This window comes from Escherichia sp. E10V5, assembly GCF_004212315.1.
Taxonomy (GTDB): Bacteria; Pseudomonadota; Gammaproteobacteria; order Enterobacterales; family Enterobacteriaceae; genus Escherichia.
On record NZ_RHJM01000031.1, the window covers coordinates 26,027 to 49,539 of the forward strand.

Below are 23,513 nucleotides of genomic sequence, written 5' to 3' on the forward strand. Positions count from 1 at the left end.
TATTGCAGGACATTTTTTAAACTTTTTGTTTTACTTTTTGTTTTTATTTTTTTAAAGGATAATCAAATGTTTACAGACACTATTAATAAGTGTGCGGCTAACGCTGCGCGCATTGCTCGCCTGTCGGCAAATAACCCGCTCGGCTTTTGGGTCAGCTCCGCCATGGCGGGCGCGTATGTGGGTCTTGGGATCATCCTGATTTTCACACTCGGTAATTTGCTCGATCCGTCCATACGTCCTCTGGTGATGGGCGCGACTTTTGGTATCGCCTTAACGCTGGTGATTATCGCCGGTTCTGAACTGTTCACCGGACACACAATGTTCCTCACCTTTGGGGTGAAAGCGGGCACCATCAGCCACGGGCAAATGTGGGCAATCCTGCCGCAAACCTGGCTGGGTAATCTGGTCGGTTCCGTCTTTGTTGCCATGCTCTATAGCTGGGGCGGTGGTAGCCTGCTGCCGGTAGATACCAGCATCGTTCACTCCGTCGCGCTGGCTAAAACCACCGCACCGGCAATGGTACTGTTCTTCAAAGGTGCATTGTGTAACTGGCTGGTTTGCCTGGCAATCTGGATGGCGTTGCGCACTGAAGGGGCGGCGAAATTTATCGCTATCTGGTGGTGTCTGCTGGCATTTATCGCGTCCGGCTATGAGCACTCCATCGCTAACATGACGCTGTTCGCGCTCTCCTGGTTCGGTAACCACAGCGAAGCCTACACGCTGGCGGGTATTGGTCATAACCTGCTATGGGTGACGCTGGGTAATACTTTATCGGGCGCCGTATTCATGGGATTGGGTTATTGGTATGCTACGCCGAAAGCGAATCGTCCGATTGCGGACAAATTTAATCAAACTGAAACGGCTGCCGGTTAATTACTAAGGGGTTTTTACGTGGATCATTTGCCTATATTTTGCCAATTACGCGATCGCGACTGTCTGATTGTCGGCGGTGGTGATGTCGCGGAACGCAAAGCAAGGTTGCTGTTAGACGCAGGCGCTCGCTTAACGGTGAATGCATTAGCGTTTATTCCACAGTTCACCGCATGGGCAGATGCAGGCATGTTAACCCTCGTCGAAGGGCCATTTGATGAAAGCCTTCTCGACACCTGCTGGCTGGCGATTGCAGCGACGGATGATGACGCGCTTAACCAGCGTGTCAGCGAAGCTGCTGAATCTCGTCGTATCTTCTGTAACGTGGTCGATGCGCCGAAAGCCGCCAGCTTTATTATGCCGTCGATTATTGACCGCTCACCGCTAATGGTAGCGGTCTCCTCTGGCGGGACCTCTCCGGTTCTGGCGCGACTGTTGCGCGAAAAACTTGAATCACTGCTGCCGCTGCATCTGGGCCAGGTGGCGAAATATGCCGGGCAGTTACGCGGTCGGGTCAAACAACAGTTCGCCACGATGGGTGAACGTCGCCGTTTCTGGGAAAAATTGTTCGTTAACGACCGCCTGGCGCAGTCGCTGGCAAACAACGATCAGAAAGCCATTACTGAAACCACCGAACAGTTAATCAACGAACCGCTCGATCATCGTGGTGAAGTGGTGCTGGTTGGCGCAGGTCCGGGCGATGCCGGGCTGCTGACTCTGAAAGGTCTGCAACAAATTCAGCAGGCTGATGTGGTGGTCTACGACCGTCTGGTTTCTGACGATATTATGAATCTGGTACGTCGAGATGCGGATCGTGTCTTCGTCGGTAAACGCGCGGGATACCACTGCGTACCGCAGGAAGAGATTAACCAGATCCTTCTTAGGGAAGCGCAAAAAGGCAAACGCGTGGTGCGTCTGAAAGGCGGCGATCCGTTTATTTTCGGCCGTGGTGGCGAAGAGCTGGAAACACTGTGCAACGCGGGTATTCCGTTCTCGGTGGTTCCGGGTATTACCGCAGCTTCTGGTTGCTCTGCCTATTCGGGTATTCCACTTACGCATCGCGATTATGCTCAGAGCGTACGCTTAATTACCGGACACTTAAAAACCGGTGGCGAGCTGGACTGGGAAAATCTGGCGGCAGAAAAACAGACGCTGGTATTCTATATGGGGCTGAATCAGGCCGCGACCATTCAGCAAAAACTGATTGAACACGGAATGCCTGGTGAAATACCAGTGGCGATTGTTGAAAACGGCACGGCAGTCACGCAGCGCGTGATTGACGGTACGCTCGCGCAGCTAGGTGAACTGGCTCAACAAATGAACAGCCCATCATTAATTATTATTGGTCGGGTCGTTGGCCTGCGCAATAAATTAAATTGGTTCTCTAACCATTAATTTAAAAAAAATTAACTAAGGCCGGATATTTCTGGCCTTTTTTTATTTACAAACATACTTATATTAATGTTTATTTTCAGCATACATAAAACAAACTTTTAACTATACTCTAAATAATTCGAGTTGCAGGAAGGCGACAAGCGAGTGAATCCCCAGGAGCTTACATGAGTAAGTGACTGGGGTGAGCGAACGCAGACGCAGCACATGCAACTTGAAGTATGACGAGTATAATTTATTTTAATAACGCCCTGCAGTTACAGCGGCTTACAAATATAAGCATAATATTCATAGTCCGTTCACTGACGCACAATAGATATTCCTGTATCGTCTTTAGCGAGCTGTTTGCTTATATTCACATAATCAATGAATATTACTCGATATATTTTACATAGGGAATGAAAATGAACAAGTTTATTAAAGTGGCACTGGTTGGTGCAGTCCTGGCAACATTAACTGCATGTACTGGTCATATTGAAAACCGTGAAAAGAACTGCTCTTACGACTACCTGCTGCACCCGGCAATTTCTATTTCTAAAATCATTGGCGGCTGCGGTCCTACTGCACAGTAAGTCTCTGACTGAAATTAGCTAACGCTGATTTAATTACCTGACGCCCTCGGGATTACCTGAGGGCGTATTTGTTTTTGTATTAACTCCGAAAACGTCATTCACAACGATTAAACGCTGGCAATACTCTCACGCAAAATCCGCAGCACCGTCTCTTCACCACTACGATTCGGATTAATGCGAATCGCACAATGTTCTAATTGTGGATTCGCCTGGCGAAACGTTCCGGAAAGGCGGTAAAAGAGCGGCGAGATTTCATATTTCGACTCCGCACCCACCGGGTAAGGCAACGCGCCGCGCTTTTGCGCCTCTTCCAGCACCCTGGCGGCAATCGGCTGATGAAACTCCACAATTAATACTTTCGACTGCGCATTAGCAATGACGGCGTTTTTAACTTCCGGCACCGCACCACCGTTAAGTAAAGCCAGCAACCGTTCAGAAACACCCGCCTGCACCGCATGCATTACAGGCGCGAACACCAGCCCACGCAACACTTCCAGCGCCTGAGCCCCCTGAATCTGGCTGCCGCCGGAGTAAAGCGTGGCGCGAATCCGACTAATAACATCGGCATCACCTACCACCGCGCCAACACCCTCTGGCCCAAACAGCTTGAAGCAGGAGAATGTCGAAACATTCGCCCCGCATTCGCAGCCGATTCGCGCTACCTTCATCACCGCATAGTTGTCATCGGTTAACGCTGGAACGCCAGACGAGCGCAACGTTGCCAGCACATCTGCCAGCATGTAGCTGTCCTGTGGCTGCTGGCGCGTATGCTGTACTAGCGCCGCATCCGGTTGTTGCTCTTCGACGACCTGCTTAAGTGCCGCCAGGTCATTGAAATCAGCAGTGATAAGCGTCAGCCCCATCTGCTCAACAATGACCTGCGTCGTCGGATAAACAGGCGCGTCATGCACCAGAAGAAGCTGCCCCGGTTTGAGCAAAGCCGCCAGCCCGGCGCGAATTGCTCCAGTCCCCGCGCCCTGCACCAGCGCCGCGGCCTGTGCGTGAAATGCATCAGCCAGCACCTGCTCCACCCGTTGGGTAATACGCGGTTGATTCAGACCTGGAGTTAACCCTAAATCACCGCCAGTAAGAAACTCGCTGCCGGGGAAATGGCGGCAAATGCTATCCACCAGCGCAAACTGCTTTTGCTGCGCCTCAATAATCGTCAGGCTTTGCAGAGGAAACGTCTTCATCGATGCCTTCCTTAAGCCGGAACGAACAGGCCAAGCCAGTAAAGAACATTCAGCAGGATGCCGGTGATCATTACTGCCACGACCGGTGCCGCCATTTTCTGTACCGGACGGCCCAGGGATTCGTTGAGGAAGTAAATGGCAACCGCGATAGAGAATCCGGTATAACCCGCCATCTTAATTGCTGCGAAAATCGAACCGACCAGCAGCGCCACTTCCATCAGCATATTCATGGCGTTACGGATGTTATCCGACGCATTACGCACCGACGGGTAGCGCCCCAGCCATTTGCCGATCGAACGAAGCAGCAAGACTTCTGCCGAAATAACCACTGCGCCTAATACCGCTGCAACCATCGGATTCGGCGAGAGATAGCCCACCGCATAAACAAAGGTAAAGCCCGCAACTGCATATACGCCGGTGGCTAACGCGGTGGTGGCAATCAACGGCACAAACCCCAGCCCACGCATAAATTCCGCCAGTGCCGCCTGATTGATCAGCGTTTGCGATTGTTCCGGCGTTACGCCTGCGGAATATGCTTTCTCCAGTGTGAAGATCGACACTTCGCTACCAGCAAAAATCTTCATGCTGGCAACGGCGGCAATCAATGCCCCCACGATGGCGATATAGGGTAAATTTTTGATAATCCGCGACGTACGCTCTTCAAAGACGGAAAGTCCGCTTGTATCAAGATCATTTTCATCACGATGACGCAGGTCGTGAGTTATCGCGATCCCCAGCAGCATCACCATGCCAATAAAGATTTCGATGGATTCCGGATTGAGATGCGGGAAATAGCGCACTACCACCACACGGGTCATCAGCACAACCACGGCAGCGATCAGACTTTGCTTCCAGCCAAACTGGTAGAAAATCGCTACCAGCGGGAACAGTGCAAACGCTGAAACCACCGGTGAGCTTAATTCCCCCAGGCTACCTAATACATCCACCGGTAGCGCGGTCAGTAGCTGGTTTACCGGCAACAGGCAAGTAAGGATCAACACGCCCCAGATAGCGCCAAGACCAAACGCCATCAGGCTGTTTATCGCCAGTACGCCGAGGATATCGGTAGGAAGAAAGAGTAACCATGCGTTGAGTAGCCCGGTTTTCAGGGTAAAAGAGATCCCCACCGAAGCCACAAAACCAATGCTCAGACCAAAAGCGATACTCCCCGCCTCGCGACGGTTCATATAGCCTTCAATCAGTTGCGGCAGGATCGGGCGGATACCGTCATGAAAAACAGCCGCCGAGCGATGCGCCAGAAGCGATGTCATACCCGTCAGGCACGCCACCACGATAATCTGAATATACAGATCCATAGTCGTGCCTTTTATTTCAGATGGTTAATCAACATCGGAATCGCGTGTTCGACGTGCTCAACGGAAAGCCCAAACGCCACTTTTCCTTCGGCGATCATTTTGGCGATATGTTCGTCTTTCGCTTTAATGCCCGGCTTGGCAATGGTGCAACTTTTGTTATAGCCAATCACCGCGATGGCAATCGACAATGCCGCGCCCGCACCGGTATTACACGCGCCGATGTAGTAATCCAGTTGTCCGGATTTCACCTTCATCGCTGCTTCCATATCGTTATGAATGAAAACTTCAAAACAGCCTGGAGCCGTCGCTTCAATGGTTTTTTTAATCTGCTCACGCTGTAAGCCTGCAACACCAATCTTTTTCATGAGTCTGTCCTTATTGGAAAAATTGAGAGGGATTTTCACGTAACATCACATCCACATCGGCCTGACTGAATCCTGACTGGCGCAATTGCGGAATAAAGGTGGTCAATAAATAGTCATAGCCATAACCACCGTTGGCTTTTAAATGAGAGCGCCGTGTAATATCCATCGACAGCATGACGCGGTTCAGCAACCCACGGTCGCGTAGCGCATGAAGCATCGCAATACGCTTTTCGTCCGGGTAGTAACTGTTCTTACCAATGGTGTCGAACTGCACATACGCGCCGAGATCGATCATCTTCAAAATGTTGTCGAGGTTGTCTTTCAGATCGCAGTGACCAACGGTGACGCGCGAAAGATCAACTCCGTGGGCGTGCAGTAGCGCCAGTTGTTCCAGCCCCATGGTGCTAAAAGAGGTATGTGTGGAGATCGGGCGTCCGGTCTGGTTATGTGCCAGCGCGGCGGCAATAAATACCTTCTCTTCCAGCGGCGTAATCTTTCCTTCGCTGGAGCCAATCTCCGCGATAATCCCGGCTTTCAGGTCGGTGCCATCGATACCCTGTTCAATTTCATCGACCATCTCCTGCGCCAGTTCCTGCACGCTGCGGATCGCCACATGTTCCGGGAAAAACGCATCCTGGTAATAACCGGTACAGGCCACCACGTTGATCCCGGTTTCGCGCATTACATCAAGCATAAATTGCGCATTGCGCCCCATGTAACGGTTGGTCATCTCGATCACATTACGAACGCCCTGGGCCATCAGGTCGTTCATCTCCTGGCAGATGAACCCATACTGATCAAGGCGGCAGTCCACGTTGTTTTTAAAGCCGGAGAGATCAATATGCAGATGCTCATGGGCCAGGGTGTAACCCGTCGGATCAAAACTCATAGGGTGTCTCCTGCAAACCGGAGGGAGGAAAGAAAAGAGCGACCATTTTGTGGCGGTGGCGCACGGAAAAATTCACACACGGTAGCCCCCACATCAGAAAGCGTGGTGCGCACACCGAGTTGCGTATGGACCAGCCCTTGCTGATAAACCAGCACAGGCACGACTTCGCGGGTATGGTGGCTGTGACCGATTGTCGGGTCGTTGCCGTGATCCGCCATGACAATCAGGCAGTCATCTGGCTGCATCGCCTCAACCAGGAGAGCAAGATTACGGTCAACGACCTGCAAACGTTCGGCATAACGTGCGACGTCTTCTGCGTGACCAGCGAGGTCGGTTTCCTGAATGTTGGTGCAAATAAACGCTGTCTGATGGGTGATAAATTCGTCGAGGGTGATATCCATAATCCGCTGGCTATCCACCAGGTTTTGCCAGCTCACGCCATAAGGATTGTTGACGATATCTGCCACCTTACCCACCAGCACGGTTGGCACGCCTGCTTCATACAGTTTTTGTGGCACCTGCACTTTTTCATCGACGCCATAGCCCATATGCACGACCTGGAAACCGTTGTCATAAGCGCCAGAACGCGGCGCGTTGATGCCAATAAAGCGCCCTTCTTTGCTTTCTGCGGCATCGAGAATACGCTGACTGTCGGTTAACAAGCCGCCAAATGTAATGACCCGACCGACCTGTACTTGGTCACGCACGATACGACCAATTTTGATTGCGTCGTCAAAAGAGATCACAGAGAGATTGGCTGTGATGTTATAGACTTGGCCTAAATCCGCCTCGAGATTATCGCCAATCGCAACCGCCTGATTGACCCACAGAAATTGCAGATCATCGCCACGGCGCTCCACCTGCCAGCCAGCATTAAGTAATGCTTGCTCAACACGGTCAATCACATCGCGAAAGGGCATCCGTAGCGGCGGTAACGGGCGCGTGCCTAAAATTTCCTGATGCCCCATAAAGGTATCGCCACCTTCATGTTGCAGCTCTGCCACGCCCCAGATTGCAGAATCTGACGGCTGCATATCTCCAAGCGCATAACCTAATGCGTTGATTAGCCCCATTTTCTCCAGCGTTGGCAGCTGCAAATGCGGCAGCTGGCTCAGAATGTGACCACAGGTATTCGCTCCCGCATCCTGCGGACGCACCAGCGTGACATCTTTCATTGCGCCTACGCCAAAGCTATCAATCACTAACACCACGAATCGCGCCATTACGCCCCCAGAGAGTTTCCAAGACTGTCATAACGACCGACGATCTCCGGTTCGCCACGCTGAATACCCGATACCAGCACCACATCACTGCGGGTAACAAAAATCTGCGTACGAAAACAGAGCACCACCGCGCTGCTCACCGGAAACTCACCTGCTAACGGCAGGGTGTAGTCGATACTGCTGTCATCTACAGTTTTGAGGTTAGTTTCAGTAATCTTTTGATTTTCTTTAGTAAAAACCAGAGCGCGGTGAGCATGACCACGACGGTAGTAACCGCCGCCGTAGCAGTAGCTGTCGCCACGGAAATGATGGGAGATTTCACTTAACCAGAGCATGGCGATACGTTCAGGCTGATCGCCCTGCTGGTTTGCCGGAATAGTGCCCGTCAGTGCATGACCGGGTTCGGCATGAGTCACACCGTATTCCGCCAGTAATGGCAGCGAAGTGCAGCTGGTCGCTGAAGGCGCGTTCAGTTGCTCAATCGCAATACCAGATTTCGCCAGTTGATCCCGTGCTTGTACCAGCGTGTGAAGATTCGGTGTCGGCAAAACTTTCCCGGCAGCCTCATCCCAAAGCAGGCAAGGGAAATGGGTAAGTCCCGCTAAATGTAGTCCTGGTAGTTTCTGGATTTCAGCGACAATGTCATGCAGCGTGTTTTGGGGAAAACCGCTCTCCTGGCCCGGATAAAGAAAATCATCATCGCTATAAACTTTGAGCAGCACAGACTGCACACGTCCGGTCTTCACCGCTGCTGCAGAAACTTCCCGCGCTTTATCGAGAGTAAACACGGTGATGACGTCAGTTCCCTGTGCAACGGCGTCAGAAACCTGGTGACAAGGGATTTGCACCAGATGTCCCTGATGCGCCACCGGCAGACCGGCGCGGCGCATGACCCGCGCCTCTTTGTAATCCACCGCCACAATGCCGCTGTAGCCCAGTGCCAGAAGTTTTTCCGCCAGCCACGGATTACGGCCAAACTGCTTGGTCATCAGATACAGCTCAATGCCGTAAAGCCGCGCCGTCTCAATCAGCCTCTTACCGTTTTCCAGTAACTGATCCACGTCGACAACCCAACTGTCCGGGGCGATCTTGCCCTGTTGCCACAAGCTTAGTGCGGCGGAAATCAGCGCTGGGTTCTGGCGTTTCAATGCTTCTACAAACATCTTGTTGCCTCGTTTCTATTCCTTGAATTAAACATTCATTTTTTTGAATATTTAAGTTATGTGACGCGGATTTGCCGTATAACTCAGACACCTTCGTTGGCGGCCATCCATAATCCATAGAGATTGGCCAGCAAATACCCTTCTTCACACGGGTTAATTTCCAGCGCGAATTCCTTCAATAGCACCTGATGCAATTGCACAATCGCTGGCCAGTATGTGGATTGCGCCAGTTCCGCCAGTAATTCGTCATCCAGCGGCAATATGTGTTCGCCCCGACGACTGCGCATCAGCGCACTCGCCATATGCGTCATCGCCATCGTTCCCTGCTCGCTGCGTATGGGAAGATGGCATTCTGTTTCCAGTACTTTGACGACCTGCATCATGCCTTTGCAGATGTCCTTATCAATGACGCCTGCCTCGCAAAGCAGGTTGAGTCTGTTTTCCATTTAAGACGCCTTTCGCTTAATAACTGGGTTCAAGTTCCCCACTGACGACTCGCTGTTGATGAGCAAGCAGGGCATGTTTATCAACAACCGCACGTAGCAATTGTTGCATCGGGTAATCATCGGCTCGCGTTAGCACCACGGCTTCAGTGGCCTGTAAAAATCGTGGATCGTTCGTCAGCGGCGTCGCTTCTAATCCCAGCATGGCCAGTTCGCTTTCCGCCACCACGTTCCAGATAACCGCATCGACATCGCCTTTTACAATGCGTTGTAAACTCTCGTGATATGAGAGGTCGACGCGCTCCACATCGCTATTGCCAAAAAAGACATCGGTCATGATTTTCTGATCCGCCGAGCGGTTATCCAGCCCCACGCGTTTCACGTTGCCGGACGCCCCTTTACGGCAAATCAGCTGGTGCTCGCCAACATAGGTATGCGGCCCAAGTTCCAGCGCCAGGCATAACCCTTTTTGCGTGAGATAACTTTCTGCCGCCAGGCGGGAAACTACCGCCATGTCATAGACGCCGTTAAGTAAACACTCCACGCGAATATCCGCGCCGCGCATATGCGCATAATAAAAAGGAATGCTATCAAACTGAGCTTTCAGCCCGCTTGCCAGTCCTTCGTACAAACGGGTATAGGGCAAGGGCATCGCACATACCACGTTGTTGATATCCACATGAGTCAGCAATGCTTTGTTATTCATCTCGACCAGATAACTGCCATTGCGCCCACGGCGTTCAATTCTAATCGCGCCGCTTGATTCCAGCGTTTTCAGCGCGGCCTGTGTCAGACCAACCGATGAATGGCATTCAGTTGCCAGTTCATCTATGGTTTTCAATCGATTACCGCACTTTTCACCTAACAGATAACGAGCCAGAGTCGTGATGACGACGCCTTCTTTTTTGATAAACGTTCGACGCATAATATATTTTCAATAAAGTGAATATTTATATCTTCATTAAAATGAAGATAAGTGGCAACTAAGAGATGTGGAAACGGCGAGGCACTTCACATTTTTTCGGGTTGTTGCGAAAAGAGGATAAAAAAACCGGGTTTCCCCAGTTTCAGAGTGATGATAAAAGCAAAATTGCCTGATGGCGCTACGCTTATCAGGCCTACATTTCCTTGCAATATGTGCATTACTTTGTAGGCCGGATAAGGCGTTCACGCCGCATCCGGCATGAACAAAGCGCAATTTGCCAGCAATAGTGAATTACGGCTTCGCCACAAAACCAATCGCTTCATACACCGCTTTCAGCGTACGGGAAGCGTGCGCGCTGGCTTTTTCTGCGCCGTCTTTCATCACCTGTTGCAGGAAGGCTTCGTCATTGCGGAAACGGTGATAGCGTTCCTGCAATTCAGTCAGCATACCGGAAACGGCATCAGCTACTTCGCCTTTCAGATGACCATACATCTTGCCTTCGAACTGTTTTTCCAGTTCCGGGATGCTCTTGCCAGTAACTGCAGAAAGGATATCCAGCAGGTTGGAAACGCCCGCTTTGTTCTGCACATCGTAGCGAACTACCGGTGGCTCGTCGGAGTCAGTGACCGCACGTTTGATTTTCTTCACTACCGATTTCGGATCTTCCAGCAGGCCGATAACGTTATTGCGGTTATCGTCAGACTTGGACATCTTCTTGGTCGGCTCCAGCAGCGACATTACGCGCGCGCCAGATTTCGGAATAAACGGCTCCGGTACTTTAAAAATATCGCCATACAGCGCGTTGAAACGCTGGGCGATATCGCGGCTCAGTTCCAGATGCTGTTTCTGATCTTCACCGACCGGCACCAGATTGGTTTGATACAGCAGGATGTCCGCCGCCATCAGCACCGGATAGTCAAACAGACCAGCGTTGATGTTCTCGGCATAACGCGCAGATTTATCTTTGAACTGGGTCATGCGGCTCAGTTCGCCGAAGTAAGTATAGCAGTTCAACGCCCAGCCTAGCTGCGCATGTTCTGGTACATGGGACTGAACAAAAATGGTGCTTTTCTCAGGATCGATGCCACATGCCAGGTACAGGGCCAGCGTATCCAGCGTCGCTTTACGCAGCTTTTGCGCATCCTGGCGCACGGTGATGGCATGTTGGTCAACGATGCAGTAAATGCAATGGTAGTCATCCTGCATGTTTACCCACTGACGCAGCGCACCCATGTAGTTACCAATGGTCAATTCACCTGAGGGCTGTGCGCCACTAAAAACGATGGGCTTAGTCATTTTTCGATTCCTGATTTTCGCTATGCGGAAGCCCTAATGCGGGCAGAAGGTCATTTATAGAGTGATAAATTACATCAGGCTGGCTGAGATCGATAGCCTCGCCGTAGTTATATCCGTAGGTTAAGCCAACTGATGGGCAACCTGCCGTTTTTGCCGCCTGAATATCATTGCGTGAGTCGCCAACAAACAGCATCTGTTGTGGGGCAATTCCCATCCGCGCAGCCACCAGTAACAGCGGGTCCGGATGCGGTTTTTTGTTTTGCACGTCATCACCACCAATCACCACGCTGAAGTATTTGGCGATATCTAAGGCTTCGAGCAGCGGCGCGACGAACGGCGTCGGTTTGTTGGTAACCAGGCCTAGCGGCAGGCCTTTAGCCTGCAACGCGCCCAGAGTATCGGCAACGTGCGGGAACAAAAACGTCCCCTCTTCGGCAACCTCGCCATAGTAGCGATCGAACAGTTTACGCAGAATACGTACCTGTTCTTCTGCCGGAATGTCGTCATCAACGGGCGGTTTACCCATTGTTTTACGCAGGGTCGCACGTTCCTGACGCGCCCAGGCCAATGCCCGCTCCATCAGGACATCTGCGCCGTTGCCAATCCAGGTAATAACGCGTTCTTCGCCTGCAACGGGCAACTCCAGCGCATACAGCGCCATATCTACCGCAGCAGCAAGACCAGGAGCACTGTCCACCAGCGTACCGTCGAGATCAAAAGCGACGCCGCGAATATCTTCAAACTTATTCATGACTTACCTTTGCCAGTTCACTGCGCATTTCATCAATGACTTTTTTGTAGTCTGGCTGGTCGAAGATTGCCGAACCGGCGACGAACATATCCGCTCCCGCCGCAGCGATTTCGCCAATGTTGTTCACCTTCACGCCACCGTCCACTTCCAGACGGATATCAAAGCCCGACTCATCGATGCGGCGGCGCACTTCGCGCAGTTTATCCAGTGTTTGCGGAATGAAAGACTGACCGCCGAAACCAGGGTTGACGGACATCAGCAGGATCACATCCAGCTTGTCCATCACATAATCCAGATAGCTCAATGGTGTCGCCGGGTTAAATACCAGCCCCGCTTTACAGCCATTTTCTTTAATCAGTTGCAGCGTGCGGTCAACATGCTCGGAGGCTTCTGGATGAAAGGTAATGATACTGGCGCCAGCAGCAGCGAAATCCGGCACAATGCGATCGACGGGTTTCACCATCAGATGCACGTCGATAGGGGCGGAAATGCCGTAGTTACGCAAGGATTTCAGCACCATTGGCCCAATTGTCAGGTTGGGAACATAGTGGTTATCCATGACGTCAAAATGCACGACATCAGCGCCAGCTGCCAGGGCCTTTGCGGTATCTTCACCCAGGCGGGCAAAATCAGCCGACAGAATTGAGGGGGCAATCAAATACTGTTTCATCCGCTTCTCCTTGAGAATTATTTTTTCGCGGGTGAAACGACTCCTGGTTTGTACAAAGCCAGCAGTTCGTCCACCTTTTTACGTGTGCCGCCGTTGCTGCTTATACTGCGTCGAACTTTGACGACATGCAATTTTGCGTGCTGATACCACTCACGCGTTAACATCGTATCGTGATTGGAGATCAGCACAGGAATATGGCGATCAACCAGACCTTCTGCGATCTCCGCCAGATGGGCTTGTTGTTCAAGCGTAAAACTGTTTGTGTGATACGCCGTGAAGTTAGCGGTCGCAGAAAGCGGCGCATAAGGCGGATCGCAATAGACGACGGATGCATCATCTGCGCGCGCCATGCTGTCGGCGTAAGACTCACAATAGAAAAAGGCATTCTGCGCTTTTTCGGCAAAATGATACAACTCAGCTTCCGGGAAATAGGGCTTTTTATAACGGCCAAACGGCACATTAAATTCACCGCGCAGATTGTAACGGCACAAACCGTTGTAACCGTAGCGGTTCAAATATAAAAACAGTACTGCCCGACGCAAGGGATCTTGGCTTTTGTTGAACTCTTCGCGGAACTGATAGTAGACCTCGGCGCAATTTGTTTCGGGAACAAACAGCTCGCGGGCAGCCTGCACATACTCTTCAGTACGCGTCTTTACAATGTTGTAGAGACTAATCAGATCGCTGTTGATATCAGCAAGGATATAACGAGAAAAGTCGGTGTTAAGAAACACCGACCCGGCACCAACAAAAGGCTCAACCAGACATTCGCCCTTAGGCAAATGCCGTTTAATATCATCAAGCAAGGGATATTTGCCCCCTGCCCACTTCAAAAAAGCGCGATTTTTCTTCATGCTGACTAACTAATTACACCTTCTCCGGCTGTGGAGAAAGCTCCGACAGCATCCAGCGCTTCAGGCAGTTCCCGCAACGGTTATCCATTGCGGGAAATAGCCTTGATTACTTCAGATCGGCCTGTACCTGACGCAGCGGTTTCGCCCAAGGATTTTTGGCCTGGACATCGGCTGGCAATGTAGATACCGCTTTTTTCGCTTCTTCTTTCGAAGCGTACACGCCAGAAACCAGGACATACCACGGCTGACCATTACGCGTCGTTTCATAGACAACGTAGTTTTTCAGGTTCTCTTTCTTCGCCCAACCGTTCAGGTTGTCGTAGTTAGAGGAACTGCTCAACTGCAGAGTGTAATGGCTTGACGGTGCCGATTTCAACGAACCAACATTACCCGCGCTCTTCGCCCCAGCAGCTGGTGTTGTCGTGGTTTGCGCCGGAGATGCCGTTTGTGCCGGCTCCGTGCTGGCAGTCGCATTCGGCGCTGGCGTTGCCGCTGGCGTAGAAGTCGCAGCCGGTGCCTTCGAGCTCGCCACTGGCGCTGCTGGTTCGGTACGCTTCGGTTGCTGTGCTACCGGCTTCGGTTCGGTTTTCACAGTTGCTTGCGGTTTTTTCGGTTCAATCACTGCCTGCTGACGCGGCGGACGCGTGGTGGTCGGACGTTCAGCGGTTTGCGTTTTTGCCGTGTCGCGCGATGCATTGCCATTGCGTACTGGCGCAACCGTTGCGGGTTCGGTCGGCAATGTCGAATTTACCGCCACATTGTTCAGCTGTTGCTGATTTTGTGGCTGGGTCAGGGCATTGTTCAGATCACCCTGTACTTCAACACGCTGTTGACCATCCGTTGCCGCCGGGGTCTGCCCCTGGGTCGGCGTAGAAGAAATCGGCGGCAGAGAAACATCCTGCTGAGTATTTTCCGCAGACGTGGTTCCCGGTGCTGGCTGCACGCCATTCGCCTGATCGGTCGCATTGCCAGCAAGATCAATACTCTTCTCGCCAGACGCAGTTTGATCGCTGGAAGAGGTCGAGGGGGCTTTTAACGCAGAACCGATACCGATGATCAACAGCAACAGAACCAGAATACCGACGCCCATCATCATATACTGACGAGAAGCAGGTTTGCTGGCTGCTTTTTTGCGCTTACGCGGACGCCGCTCTACACGCTCTTCATCCACCGTTTCATCTTCGGATTCGTCATATTCTTGTTCGATTTCCGGTTCCTCATCGCGCTCTTTTTGCGCGCGGGTCGGACGGCGATCATCCGTATCATCAAGTTCAATATCATCAAAATTGATCTGCGGTTCGCCACGTTCAGTACGTTCAGAACGCTCAGAAGATTGACGAGAACGACCAGTACGACGATCGCTGGGATCGGGTTTCAGCTCGTCTTCTGGTTTGAATTCATCCATTTAACACCCCACTAAAAGGTTAATGCTTACCACGTTGCAATTAACCTGAAGCTAATAAACCGCCGGATAAGCGGCCTGACCTTTCTTGTTGTTACGCTAACTGACAATCAGCAATGGCGTTAAGAACGATATCGTGCGAAACACCGCCGCGAACTTCGCTCTTACCAATTGCCAGCGGAAGAATTAAGCGCATTTCTCCCGCAAGAACTTTCTTGTCACGCAGCATATGCGGTAAATATGCCTGCGCGGACATTTCGCGCGGCCCATTGACCGGTAACCCAGCCCGCGTGAGCAGGGTAATAATACGCTGCGTTTCGGCAGAACTGAACTGCCCGAGACGTTCCGATGTGCGCGCCGCCATTACCATACCCGCAGCAACCGCTTCACCGTGTAGCCAATTACCATAGCCCATTTCAGCTTCAATGGCATGACCAAAGGTATGTCCAAGATTGAGTAAAGCACGTAAGCCAGCTTCACGCTCGTCGGCGGCGACAACTTCTGCTTTCAGCTCACAGCAGCGGCGAATACAGTACGCCATTGCAGGGCCATCCAGACGAAGCAGCGCGTCGAGATTCTCTTCCAGCCAATGGAAAAACTCGCCGTCAAGAATAATGCCGTATTTGATGACTTCCGCTAGCCCCGAAGCCAACTCACGCTGAGGAAGCGTTTTCAGACAATCGAGATCTACCACCACCGATGCAGGTTGGTAAAACGCGCCAATCATGTTTTTACCGAGGGGATGGTTTACCGCGGTTTTGCCGCCAACGGAGGAGTCAACCTGCGACAATAACGTCGTTGGGACTTGAATGAAGCGAACGCCGCGCTGATAGCTCGCCGCCGCGAAACCGGTAAGATCGCCCACCACGCCGCCGCCAAGTGCAACCAGTGTAGTATCGCGGCCATGCGGCTTTTGCAACAACGCTGTAAAGACGGTGTCGAGTACAGCCAGGCTTTTATACTGCTCGCCGTCAGGGAGGATAACGCTATCGACGTTAACACCCGCCTGTTCAAGTACGCCGCGGACCTTATCGAGATACAGAGGAGCCAGAGTTTCGTTGGTGACCAACATCACCTGCTCGCCCGATTTCAGCGGTAAGAATGAAGCTGGTTCGTTAAACAAACCAGATGCGATGGTAATTGGGTAACTACGTTCCCCGAGAGTGACGACTATCCTCTCCATAACGCGACATCCACCTTAATTACTGTACCCGCAGACGAGTGTATTTAAAGCCAGAATTAGTTGCTTTCCAGCATGTTAATAATCTGGTTTGCGACCACTTTAGCGCTTTGGTCATCAGTACGAATGGTCACGTCGGCAATCTCTTCATACAGCGGATTGCGTTCATTGGCCAACGCTTCCAGAACTTCACGTGGCGGTGTTTCAACGTGCAGCAACGGGCGTTTTTTATCACGCTGCGTGCGTGCAAGTTGCTTTTCGATGGTCGTTTCAAGATAAACGACAACGCCACGAGCGGAAAGACGGTTACGCGTTTCGCGGGATTTCACAGAGCCGCCGCCAGTAGCCAGCACAATACCCTGCTTCTCGGTCAATTCATTGATGACCTTTTCTTCGCGATCGCGGAAGCCTTCTTCGCCTTCTAAATCGAAAACCCAGCCCACATCAGCTCCGGTTCGTTTCTCAATCTCTTGATCGGAATCGTAAAATTCCATATTGAGTTGTTGAGCTAACTGGCGCCCAATAGTGCTTTTTCCGGCACCCATAGGCCCAACCAGAAAGATATTGCGTTTCTCTGCCATTTTTTCGGTACTACTAAGACTATTCGTTAATGATAAACCCGCTTCGCTCAGAGAGCGCAGCAGGACATGAACTGAAACCTCATAAGATATTGCGAGAGTCAGACTGAAAATTATCTCAATACTCCAGCAGGTTTGGCAACTGAATAAATCGCCCATCCCTCTGCATATCTGGTCGCTGCAGGCATGCTGCCTTGCTATCACCGCTTTGGCGATAAATCACCGGGTAAGATTAGCGTAAAAAAGACAGCAAAATGCCGCCTGAATGATAAATCATCATCATAAAACGCAGGCAGCTAAGAGCACCAACTCTCAAATCGGTACTCCTTGTATGCTAAATACCTGCGCGCGTCAAATAGATGAAACACGTTCAACGTAAAAACATCACCGCTTTTGCGACGGTTTACTCACTGGAAACCAGTCGTGGCGTGATAAACACCACTAACTCACGTCGTTCATCTTCTTTTCCGTCATGACGAAATAATTGCCCGAACCAGGGAATGTCACCCAACAGCGGTACGCTATCCTGACCCGATTTATTTTTACGGGTAAAAATGCCGCCCAGCGCCAACGTTTCTCCGCTTTTGACCTCGACTTGCGTTTCGATCTCCTGCTTGTCAATTGCCAGCACTTCGCCATCGGCTTGTTGAAGGACCTGCCCCGGAACGTTCTGGCTGATGTGTAATTTCAGCCGGATACGACCTTTTTGTAACACCGTGGGCGTGACCTCCATTCCCAGTACCGCCTCTTTAAACTCCACCGATGTTGCACCACTTTCACCACTGGAAACCTGATACGGAATTTCGCTTCCCTGTTTAATGCTGGCAGGCTGGAGATGCGAAGCCAGTAAACGTGGACTGGCGATGATATCCAGTTGCTGTTTCTGTTCTAGTGCGGAAAGCTCCAGATCCAGCAAACGTCCGTTGATCCGCCCAATGTTAAAACCGATATGCGTCGTCGCCGTCGCCACCGCGAGATCGCTACCGAGCGTAGTCACTTGCCCAACGCCGCCAGCTTGTTGCGCATCGGCCAACGTCCATTTCACGCCTAACTCGCGCAGACTTTTTTCATTAATGGTGACAATGTGTGCCGACAGTTCAACCTGGCCTACCGGCAAATCCATTTGCATGACCCACTGTTCCAGTGCAGTTAACGCCGCCTGGTTATCGTGCAGCAAAAGGCGATTAGTGCGTTTATCAACGGTCATGCTGCCTTTGGCGCTAAGTAGCTTCTCCCCCGCTTTCGCCAACTCTCCGGCATCGGCGTATTGCAGGGTAATGCTGCGATTTTCCAGCGGCAGGTTTGCCTGCGCCCGTGCCTTCTCTGCCTCCTGGCGGGCGATATTTTCATTTTGCCAGGCAACGGAATGCACTGAAAGAATATTGCCTTCCTGACGCGTTATCAGCCCGGCGCTTTTCACTACGGTTTGTAGCGCCTGCTTCCAGGGAACATCCGTTAAATGTAGCGATACCGTACCGCTGACGTCTGGCGACACCACCAGGTTTAGCTTCTCCTGTTCGGCCAGCGCCTGCAAAACCTGAGCAACCGGAACGTCATCCACCATCAGCGTGACTTTTTGCGGCTTTGCCGCCTGCACGATGGGCATCATCATCAACAGTAGTGCGGCTATCCATTGCTTCATTTGTATCTCCTTGCCGTTGCCACAACCACTGTGGCGGTTCGCAGTTTGTCCCGGTTCCCAGCGTTAGTGTGTCTGGCGTCAGCTGTAAGATCGTCCAGCCGTTTTCCAGCACATCGTTTTGCTGCACCCGTCGCCATTTCTTTTGCCCATCTTTTATTACGCCGATAACGCGCTCGCCTCTTCCTACCATCCCCTGATAGCGCCACTGGGTAAGTTCGCTAATCCGGCATAGATCTTCCGGTGGTTTAAACGGGTCGCGCATGCCGGTTAATAGCCATAATGCAACACCAGCCAGCAGCCAACGTTTAGCCATCATTCGCCCCCTCCAGTTGGAGCGTGAACAAGAGTTCATCACCTTCCACGCTTAACGAAAAACGACTTACGCTGACGTTGCGCTCTGCCAGTCGTGTAAATGCCGACGGCACCGCTTCCCAGAGCGTTTTCAACGCCAACTCCCCTCCCTGGGCGGACGGATGCCAGTAAACCAGTTGCGCGCCAGGCAACTGAAAATCCAGCGGCGAAAAGGGCAACGTCTTTTCTTCGCGGATGGGTGTGGTGTCTACCAGGCGATGCAGTGCAGCCCACTGCTGGTGATTACTTGCCCGCAGTCGAATTAATGCGTCGCTCTCTTCCTGATGGGCCAATGAAAGAACGATGATTGTGAATAACACCAGCAACCAGACTGCCCAGCCAAACTGACGGGTACGAGGAGATGTGGTAAACCACCAGTCAAAGAGCGAGTTCATCGCTAACCTTCCTTGTTAACTGGTACGCAAATTGCCAGCGCCCTTGTGCATCCTGCTGCGTGGCCCCTCGCTGGTTGAACTGAAAAGAGGCATCCTCACGGAGTGACTTCTCCAACCCATTTAGTGCGGTGATGTTCGACGTAAGTCCTTTGACTTCCAGCGTTCCCTGCTGCCAGCTCAGCGTGGTCAGCCAGGCTTTTTCTGGTAAAAGCGTCGCCAGCGCTTCCAGCGCTGGTTGCCAGTCGCGGGTAAATTGTCGCTGACGCTGACGTCGCAAATGCTGTTCGCGTAACTGTTGGCGTTCCAGCAAACGTGGCTTAGTGACCTGTAAGCTACGGGCGAGTTGTTGTTCTCCCTCGAGCAAAATGGCGTCTACGCGTGCTTCGGCGTTATATGCCAGACGCTGCATTAGCGTTATCCCTATGGTCAGCAGCAGAGGGGCAACAAACATCTGCAACCAGAAGCGAAAAAAGGCCGCACGGCGTTGCTGTCGCCAGGGCAAAAAATTGATTGGTGGGTTCATTAGCGACTCTCCCCAAGCGCCAGCCCCAGCGCAATGGCGAAGTCTCCACCTGGTGGCGGTAGCGGCGGCTGACGAACAGAAACCGCCTCCCAGGGGTCAAATCCGCCTTCGCCGCATATTGCGATACTGTCGGGATCCACGGATAACATCGCTGCAAGGTCATTCGCGCTTGTCATCCCCACCACCAGCTTGCGCCCCCAGCTATAACGCGTCGCCCACAACCACTGTTCGTGATCACACCAGGCCAGACATTGCTTGTGAGGGGGTAAAAAAGGCAGAAACCGTTGTAAAGCGCAGGCATCTGGGGTAATTGCGCTAACGTGAACACGCAATCTTTCTGCCAGGGTAAGTAACGTTGCCAACTCTTTGCTTTGCGCGGCGGTCACGTTATAGGCCGGGCTTAGTGAATCTTCGCTATAATCGAAGCGCAGGGAGTCCGGTTCCATATCCAGCTCGCGTGCCATTGTGCCTGCCAGCCATGCCGTTTGCTCTCGCTCACCGAGAGACATCGCCGGGCGTGGAAATGCCCTCTGTAACGTTCGACCAGCAGGAAATGCCAGCATAATGTGATGTCGATGCGGCAGTTCACGACTCCACGGTAACAACGTTTTTGCCAGCCGCTCTGTATCGAGAATGCGTCCATCTTTGATAATGTCTGTCGCCAGCGGCAAACGCCACCAACGTTGCAAAAAACATTCTTTTGCACCACGCACGATAGCAACCGCCACCGCTTCTTGCTGTTGTAAATGCAACCCAATTTGCCAGTTCTTAAATGCCATTGTGATGATCTCCTTATCACCCGTCACTCTGACGGGTATATCAATGCGTCTGGCTTGCCTTTATACTACCGCGCGTTTGTTTATAAACTGCCCAAATGAAACCAAATCGGAAATTTCCAGTGAAGTTCGTAAAGTATTTATTGATCCTTGCAGTCTGTTGCATTCTGCTGGGAGCAGGCTCGATTTATGGCCTCTACCGCTACATCGAGCCACAACTGCCGGATGTGGCGACATTAAAAGATGTTCGCCTGCAAATTCCGATGCAGATTTACAGCGCCGATGGCGAGCTAATTGCGCAATATGGTGAAAAACGTCGTATTCCGGTTACGTTGGATCAAATCCCGCCGGAAATGGTGAAAGCCTTTATCGCGACGGAGGACAGCCGCTTTTATGAGCATCACGGCGTTGACCCGGTGGGGATCTTCCGTGCGGCAAGTGTGGCGTTGTTCTCTGGTCACGCGTCACAAGGGGCGAGTACCATTACCCAGCAACTGGCGAGAAACTTCTTCCTCAGTCCGGAACGCACGCTGATGCGTAAGATTAAGGAAGTCTTCCTCGCGATTCGTATTGAACAGTTGCTGACTAAAGACGAGATCCTCGAGCTTTATCTGAACAAGATTTACCTCGGTTACCGCGCCTATGGTGTCGGTGCTGCGGCACAAGTCTATTTCGGTAAAACGGTCGACCAACTGACGCTGAACGAAATGGCGGTGATTGCCGGGCTGCCAAAAGCCCCATCCACTTTCAACCCGCTCTACTCAATGGATCGCGCCGTCGCGCGGCGTAACGTTGTGCTGTCGCGTATGTTGAGCGAAGGGTATATCACCCAGCAGCAATATGCTCAGACGCGTAGTGAGCCGATTAACGCCAATTATCACGCGCCGGAAATTGCCTTCTCGGCGCCGTATCTCACCGAAATGGTGCGTCAGGAGATGTATAGCCGTTACGGCGAAAGCGCTTATGAAGACGGTTATCGCATTTACACCACCATTACCCGCAAAGTTCAGCAGGCCGCGCAGCAAGCGGTGCGTAACAACGTGCTGGACTACGACATGCGTCACGGTTATCGCGGCCCGGCTAATGTGCTGTGGAAAGTGGGTGAGACGGCGTGGGACACCAAAAAGATAACCAATACTCTGAAAGCGTTGCCGACTTACGGTCCGCTGCTGCCTGCCGCAGTTACCAGCACCAATCCGCAGGAAGCGACAGCGATGCTGGCTGACGGAACGTCCGTAACGTTGCGTATGGAAGGCGTTCGCTGGGCGCGTCCTTACCGTTCAGACACTCAACAGGGACCGACGCCGCGTAAAGTGACTGATGTGGTGCAAACGGGTCAGCAAATCTGGGTTCGCCAGGTTGGCGATGCCTGGTGGCTGGCGCAGGTGCCAGAGGTGAACTCGGCGCTTGTGTCGATCAATCCGCAAAACGGTGCCGTCATGGCGCTGGTTGGTGGCTTTGACTTCAACCAGAGCAAGTTTAACCGCGCAACTCAGGCGCTGCGTCAGGTGGGTTCGAATATCAAACCGTTCCTCTACACCGCAGCAATGGATAAAGGTCTGACGCTGGCAAGTATGCTGAACGATGTGCCGATTTCCCGCTGGGACGCCGGTGCTGGTTCTGACTGGGAGCCGAAAAACTCACCACCGCAATATGCCGGTCCAATCCGTTTACGTCAGGGACTGGGTCAGTCGAAGAACGTAGTGATGGTGCGTGCAATGCGGGCTATGGGCGTCGACTACGCTGCAGAGTATCTGCAACGCTTCGGCTTCCCGGCGCAAAACATTGTTCATACCGAATCGCTGGCGCTGGGTTCCGCGTCCTTCACGCCGCTGCAGGTGGCGCGCGGCTATGCAGTAATGGCGAACGGTGGCTTCCTGGTGGATCCGTGGTTTATCAGCAAAATTGAAAACGACCAGGGCGGCGTGATTTTCGAAGCGAAACCGAAAGTAGCTTGCCCGGAATGCGATATCCCGGTGATTTATGGCGATACGCAAAAATCGAACGTGCTGGAAAATAACGACGTTGAAGACGTGGCTATCTCCCGCGAGCAGCAAAATGTTTCGGTGCCGATGCCGCAACTGGAGCAAGCTAATCAGACATTAGTCGCGAAGACCGGCGCGCAGGAGTATGCACCGCACGTTATCAGCACTCCGCTGGCATTCCTGATTAAGAGCGCACTGAACACCAATATCTTTGGTGAACCAGGCTGGCAAGGTACTGGCTGGCGCGCAGGTCGTGATTTGCAACGTCATGATATCGGCGGGAAAACCGGGACCACCAACAGCTCGAAGGATGCATGGTTCTCGGGTTACGGACCAGGCGTAGTAACCTCAGTATGGATTGGCTTTGACGACCACCGTCGTAATCTCGGTCATACCACGGCTTCCGGGGCAATTAAAGATCAGATCTCTGGTTATGAAGGTGGTGCTAAAAGCGCGCAGCCTGCATGGGACGCTTATATGAAAGCCGTTCTGGAAGGCGTACCGGAACAACCGCTGACGCCGCCGCCGGGTATTGTGACGGTGAATATCGATCGCAGCACTGGGCAACTGGCCAGCGGCGGCAACAGCCGCGAAGAGTACTTCATTGAAGGTACACAGCCTACACAGCAGGCGGTGCGCGAGGTGGGAACGACCATTATCGATAATGGTGAGGCACAGGAATTGTTCTGATTAAAAAGGCGCTTCGGCGCCTTTTCAGTTTGCCGGCTAAGGCGTTCATGCCGGATGCGGCATGAACGC

General features: G+C 52.2%; 24 protein-coding genes. 4 read left to right on the plus strand and 20 right to left on the minus strand.

What is annotated here, in order from left to right:
- The first annotated feature begins 66 nt into the window (after positions 1–66).
- From nirC to D9738_RS20285, 3 genes are all read left to right on the plus strand, one after another.
- Positions 67–873 (plus strand): nitrite transporter NirC, encoded by an 807-nt coding sequence (gene nirC, locus D9738_RS20275; RefSeq protein ID WP_130208937.1) that lies wholly within the window; start codon positions 67–69, stop codon positions 871–873.
- An 18-nt stretch (positions 874–891) separates the two neighbouring features.
- Positions 892–2,265 (plus strand): siroheme synthase CysG, encoded by a 1,374-nt coding sequence (gene cysG, locus D9738_RS20280; RefSeq protein ID WP_130261013.1) that lies wholly within the window; start codon positions 892–894, stop codon positions 2,263–2,265.
- Positions 2,266–2,666: 401 nt separating this feature from the next.
- Positions 2,667–2,834 (plus strand): YhfL family protein, encoded by a 168-nt coding sequence (locus D9738_RS20285; protein WP_064527562.1) that lies wholly within the window; start codon positions 2,667–2,669, stop codon positions 2,832–2,834.
- Positions 2,835–2,941: 107 nt separating this feature from the next.
- Here D9738_RS20285 and D9738_RS20290 read toward each other — a convergent pair whose 3' ends face one another.
- The 20 genes from D9738_RS20290 to hofM all read right to left on the minus strand — a co-directional run bounded on the left by D9738_RS20290 (position 2,942) and on the right by hofM (position 20,772).
- The gene (locus D9738_RS20290) at positions 2,942–4,027 is read right to left on the minus strand and encodes an aminotransferase class I/II-fold pyridoxal phosphate-dependent enzyme (protein ID WP_130261014.1); all 1,086 of its coding nucleotides are present in this window, start codon (positions 4,025–4,027) and stop codon (positions 2,942–2,944) included.
- Between the two features lie 11 nt (positions 4,028–4,038).
- Positions 4,039–5,343, minus strand: coding sequence for a YhfT family protein (locus D9738_RS20295; RefSeq protein WP_130261015.1), 1,305 nt, complete (start codon positions 5,341–5,343; stop codon positions 4,039–4,041).
- A gap of 11 nt (positions 5,344–5,354) precedes the next feature.
- Complete coding sequence (locus D9738_RS20300) at positions 5,355–5,708, minus strand: DUF2620 domain-containing protein (protein ID WP_000719728.1); 354 nt, start codon at positions 5,706–5,708, stop codon at positions 5,355–5,357.
- 10 nt (positions 5,709–5,718) lie between these two features.
- The gene (locus D9738_RS20305; RefSeq protein ID WP_130261016.1) at positions 5,719–6,597 is read right to left on the minus strand and encodes a phosphotriesterase-related protein; all 879 of its coding nucleotides are present in this window, start codon (positions 6,595–6,597) and stop codon (positions 5,719–5,721) included.
- Positions 6,594–7,820 carry a phosphopentomutase gene (locus D9738_RS20310; RefSeq protein WP_130261017.1) on the minus strand — a complete coding sequence of 409 codons (1,227 nt, stop codon included), beginning with the start codon at positions 7,818–7,820 and terminating at the stop codon, positions 6,594–6,596. The genes D9738_RS20305 and D9738_RS20310 overlap by 4 nt, the downstream gene beginning before the upstream one ends.
- Positions 7,820–8,983 carry a YhfX family PLP-dependent enzyme gene (locus D9738_RS20315; protein ID WP_130261018.1) on the minus strand — a complete coding sequence of 388 codons (1,164 nt, stop codon included), beginning with the start codon at positions 8,981–8,983 and terminating at the stop codon, positions 7,820–7,822. The genes D9738_RS20310 and D9738_RS20315 overlap by 1 nt, the downstream gene beginning before the upstream one ends.
- Positions 8,984–9,066: 83 nt before the next feature.
- On the minus strand, positions 9,067–9,429 hold the full coding sequence (locus D9738_RS20320; RefSeq protein WP_130208951.1) for a PRD domain-containing protein: 363 nt from the start codon (positions 9,427–9,429) through the stop codon (positions 9,067–9,069).
- A gap of 16 nt (positions 9,430–9,445) precedes the next feature.
- Entirely contained in the window at positions 9,446–10,351 is a 906-nt protein-coding gene (gene yhfZ, locus D9738_RS20325) for a GntR family transcriptional regulator YhfZ (protein WP_130208953.1), read from the minus strand.
- Between the two features lie 291 nt (positions 10,352–10,642).
- Positions 10,643–11,647: a tryptophan--tRNA ligase gene (trpS, locus tag D9738_RS20330; RefSeq protein WP_130208955.1), complete on the minus strand. Its 1,005-nt coding sequence runs from the start codon at positions 11,645–11,647 to the stop codon at positions 10,643–10,645.
- Entirely contained in the window at positions 11,640–12,398 is a 759-nt protein-coding gene (gene gph, locus D9738_RS20335; protein WP_130261019.1) for a phosphoglycolate phosphatase, read from the minus strand. The genes trpS and gph overlap by 8 nt, the downstream gene beginning before the upstream one ends.
- Positions 12,391–13,068, minus strand: a complete 678-nt coding sequence (gene rpe, locus D9738_RS20340; RefSeq protein WP_130261020.1) for a ribulose-phosphate 3-epimerase — start codon at positions 13,066–13,068, stop codon at positions 12,391–12,393. The genes gph and rpe overlap by 8 nt, the downstream gene beginning before the upstream one ends.
- A 17-nt stretch (positions 13,069–13,085) precedes the next feature.
- The gene (dam, locus tag D9738_RS20345) at positions 13,086–13,922 is read right to left on the minus strand and encodes an adenine-specific DNA-methyltransferase (RefSeq protein ID WP_130261021.1); all 837 of its coding nucleotides are present in this window, start codon (positions 13,920–13,922) and stop codon (positions 13,086–13,088) included.
- A 106-nt stretch (positions 13,923–14,028) separates the two neighbouring features.
- Positions 14,029–15,327, minus strand: a complete 1,299-nt coding sequence (damX, locus tag D9738_RS20350; protein WP_130208961.1) for a cell division protein DamX — start codon at positions 15,325–15,327, stop codon at positions 14,029–14,031.
- A 91-nt stretch (positions 15,328–15,418) separates the two neighbouring features.
- Entirely contained in the window at positions 15,419–16,507 is a 1,089-nt protein-coding gene (gene aroB / locus D9738_RS20355) for a 3-dehydroquinate synthase (protein WP_130208963.1), read from the minus strand.
- A gap of 56 nt (positions 16,508–16,563) precedes the next feature.
- Positions 16,564–17,085: a shikimate kinase AroK gene (gene aroK / locus D9738_RS20360; protein ID WP_001507994.1), complete on the minus strand. Its 522-nt coding sequence runs from the start codon at positions 17,083–17,085 to the stop codon at positions 16,564–16,566.
- 400 nt (positions 17,086–17,485) lie between these two features.
- Positions 17,486–18,724: a DNA uptake porin HofQ gene (gene hofQ, locus D9738_RS20365; RefSeq protein ID WP_130261022.1), complete on the minus strand. Its 1,239-nt coding sequence runs from the start codon at positions 18,722–18,724 to the stop codon at positions 17,486–17,488.
- A complete protein-coding gene (locus D9738_RS20370) occupies positions 18,636–19,040 on the minus strand; it encodes a DUF2531 family protein (protein ID WP_130221396.1) in 405 nt (134 codons plus the stop codon). Before D9738_RS20370 ends, hofQ begins: the two co-directional genes overlap by 89 nt.
- Positions 19,030–19,470 (minus strand): DNA utilization protein HofO, encoded by a 441-nt coding sequence (locus tag D9738_RS20375; protein WP_130258692.1) that lies wholly within the window; start codon positions 19,468–19,470, stop codon positions 19,030–19,032. Before D9738_RS20375 ends, D9738_RS20370 begins: the two co-directional genes overlap by 11 nt.
- The gene (locus D9738_RS20380; RefSeq protein WP_130261023.1) at positions 19,454–19,993 is read right to left on the minus strand and encodes a PilN domain-containing protein; all 540 of its coding nucleotides are present in this window, start codon (positions 19,991–19,993) and stop codon (positions 19,454–19,456) included. The genes D9738_RS20375 and D9738_RS20380 overlap by 17 nt, the downstream gene beginning before the upstream one ends.
- The gene (gene hofM, locus D9738_RS20385) at positions 19,993–20,772 is read right to left on the minus strand and encodes a DNA utilization protein HofM (RefSeq protein WP_130261024.1); all 780 of its coding nucleotides are present in this window, start codon (positions 20,770–20,772) and stop codon (positions 19,993–19,995) included. Before hofM ends, D9738_RS20380 begins: the two co-directional genes overlap by 1 nt.
- Before the next feature lie 119 nt (positions 20,773–20,891).
- Here hofM and mrcA point away from each other — a divergent pair, with 119 nt between their 5' ends.
- Complete coding sequence (gene mrcA, locus D9738_RS20390) at positions 20,892–23,444, plus strand: peptidoglycan glycosyltransferase/peptidoglycan DD-transpeptidase MrcA (protein WP_130261025.1); 2,553 nt, start codon at positions 20,892–20,894, stop codon at positions 23,442–23,444.
- Positions 23,445–23,513 lie beyond the last annotated feature (69 nt).

Coding starts and splice junctions, on each gene's coding strand:
- nirC (WP_130208937.1), top strand. CDS start 67: ATGTTTACAGACACTATTAATAAGTGTGCGGCTAACGCTGCGCGCATT.
- D9738_RS20285 (WP_064527562.1), top strand. CDS start 2,667: ATGAACAAGTTTATTAAAGTGGCACTGGTTGGTGCAGTCCTGGCAACA.
- D9738_RS20290 (WP_130261014.1), bottom strand. CDS start 4,027: ATGAAGACGTTTCCTCTGCAAAGCCTGACGATTATTGAGGCGCAGCAA.
- D9738_RS20295 (WP_130261015.1), bottom strand. CDS start 5,343: ATGGATCTGTATATTCAGATTATCGTGGTGGCGTGCCTGACGGGTATG.
- D9738_RS20300 (WP_000719728.1), bottom strand. CDS start 5,708: ATGAAAAAGATTGGTGTTGCAGGCTTACAGCGTGAGCAGATTAAAAAA.
- D9738_RS20305 (WP_130261016.1), bottom strand. CDS start 6,597: ATGAGTTTTGATCCGACGGGTTACACCCTGGCCCATGAGCATCTGCAT.
- D9738_RS20310 (WP_130261017.1), bottom strand. CDS start 7,820: ATGGCGCGATTCGTGGTGTTAGTGATTGATAGCTTTGGCGTAGGCGCA.
- D9738_RS20315 (WP_130261018.1), bottom strand. CDS start 8,983: ATGTTTGTAGAAGCATTGAAACGCCAGAACCCAGCGCTGATTTCCGCC.
- D9738_RS20320 (WP_130208951.1), bottom strand. CDS start 9,429: ATGGAAAACAGACTCAACCTGCTTTGCGAGGCAGGCGTCATTGATAAG.
- yhfZ (WP_130208953.1), bottom strand. CDS start 10,351: ATGCGTCGAACGTTTATCAAAAAAGAAGGCGTCGTCATCACGACTCTG.
- trpS (WP_130208955.1), bottom strand. CDS start 11,647: ATGACTAAGCCCATCGTTTTTAGTGGCGCACAGCCCTCAGGTGAATTG.
- gph (WP_130261019.1), bottom strand. CDS start 12,398: ATGAATAAGTTTGAAGATATTCGCGGCGTCGCTTTTGATCTCGACGGT.
- rpe (WP_130261020.1), bottom strand. CDS start 13,068: ATGAAACAGTATTTGATTGCCCCCTCAATTCTGTCGGCTGATTTTGCC.
- dam (WP_130261021.1), bottom strand. CDS start 13,922: ATGAAGAAAAATCGCGCTTTTTTGAAGTGGGCAGGGGGCAAATATCCC.
- damX (WP_130208961.1), bottom strand. CDS start 15,327: ATGGATGAATTCAAACCAGAAGACGAGCTGAAACCCGATCCCAGCGAT.
- aroB (WP_130208963.1), bottom strand. CDS start 16,507: ATGGAGAGGATAGTCGTCACTCTCGGGGAACGTAGTTACCCAATTACC.
- aroK (WP_001507994.1), bottom strand. CDS start 17,085: ATGGCAGAGAAACGCAATATCTTTCTGGTTGGGCCTATGGGTGCCGGA.
- hofQ (WP_130261022.1), bottom strand. CDS start 18,724: ATGAAGCAATGGATAGCCGCACTACTGTTGATGATGATGCCCATCGTG.
- D9738_RS20370 (WP_130221396.1), bottom strand. CDS start 19,040: ATGATGGCTAAACGTTGGCTGCTGGCTGGTGTTGCATTATGGCTATTA.
- D9738_RS20375 (WP_130258692.1), bottom strand. CDS start 19,470: ATGAACTCGCTCTTTGACTGGTGGTTTACCACATCTCCTCGTACCCGT.
- D9738_RS20380 (WP_130261023.1), bottom strand. CDS start 19,993: ATGAACCCACCAATCAATTTTTTGCCCTGGCGACAGCAACGCCGTGCG.
- hofM (WP_130261024.1), bottom strand. CDS start 20,772: ATGGCATTTAAGAACTGGCAAATTGGGTTGCATTTACAACAGCAAGAA.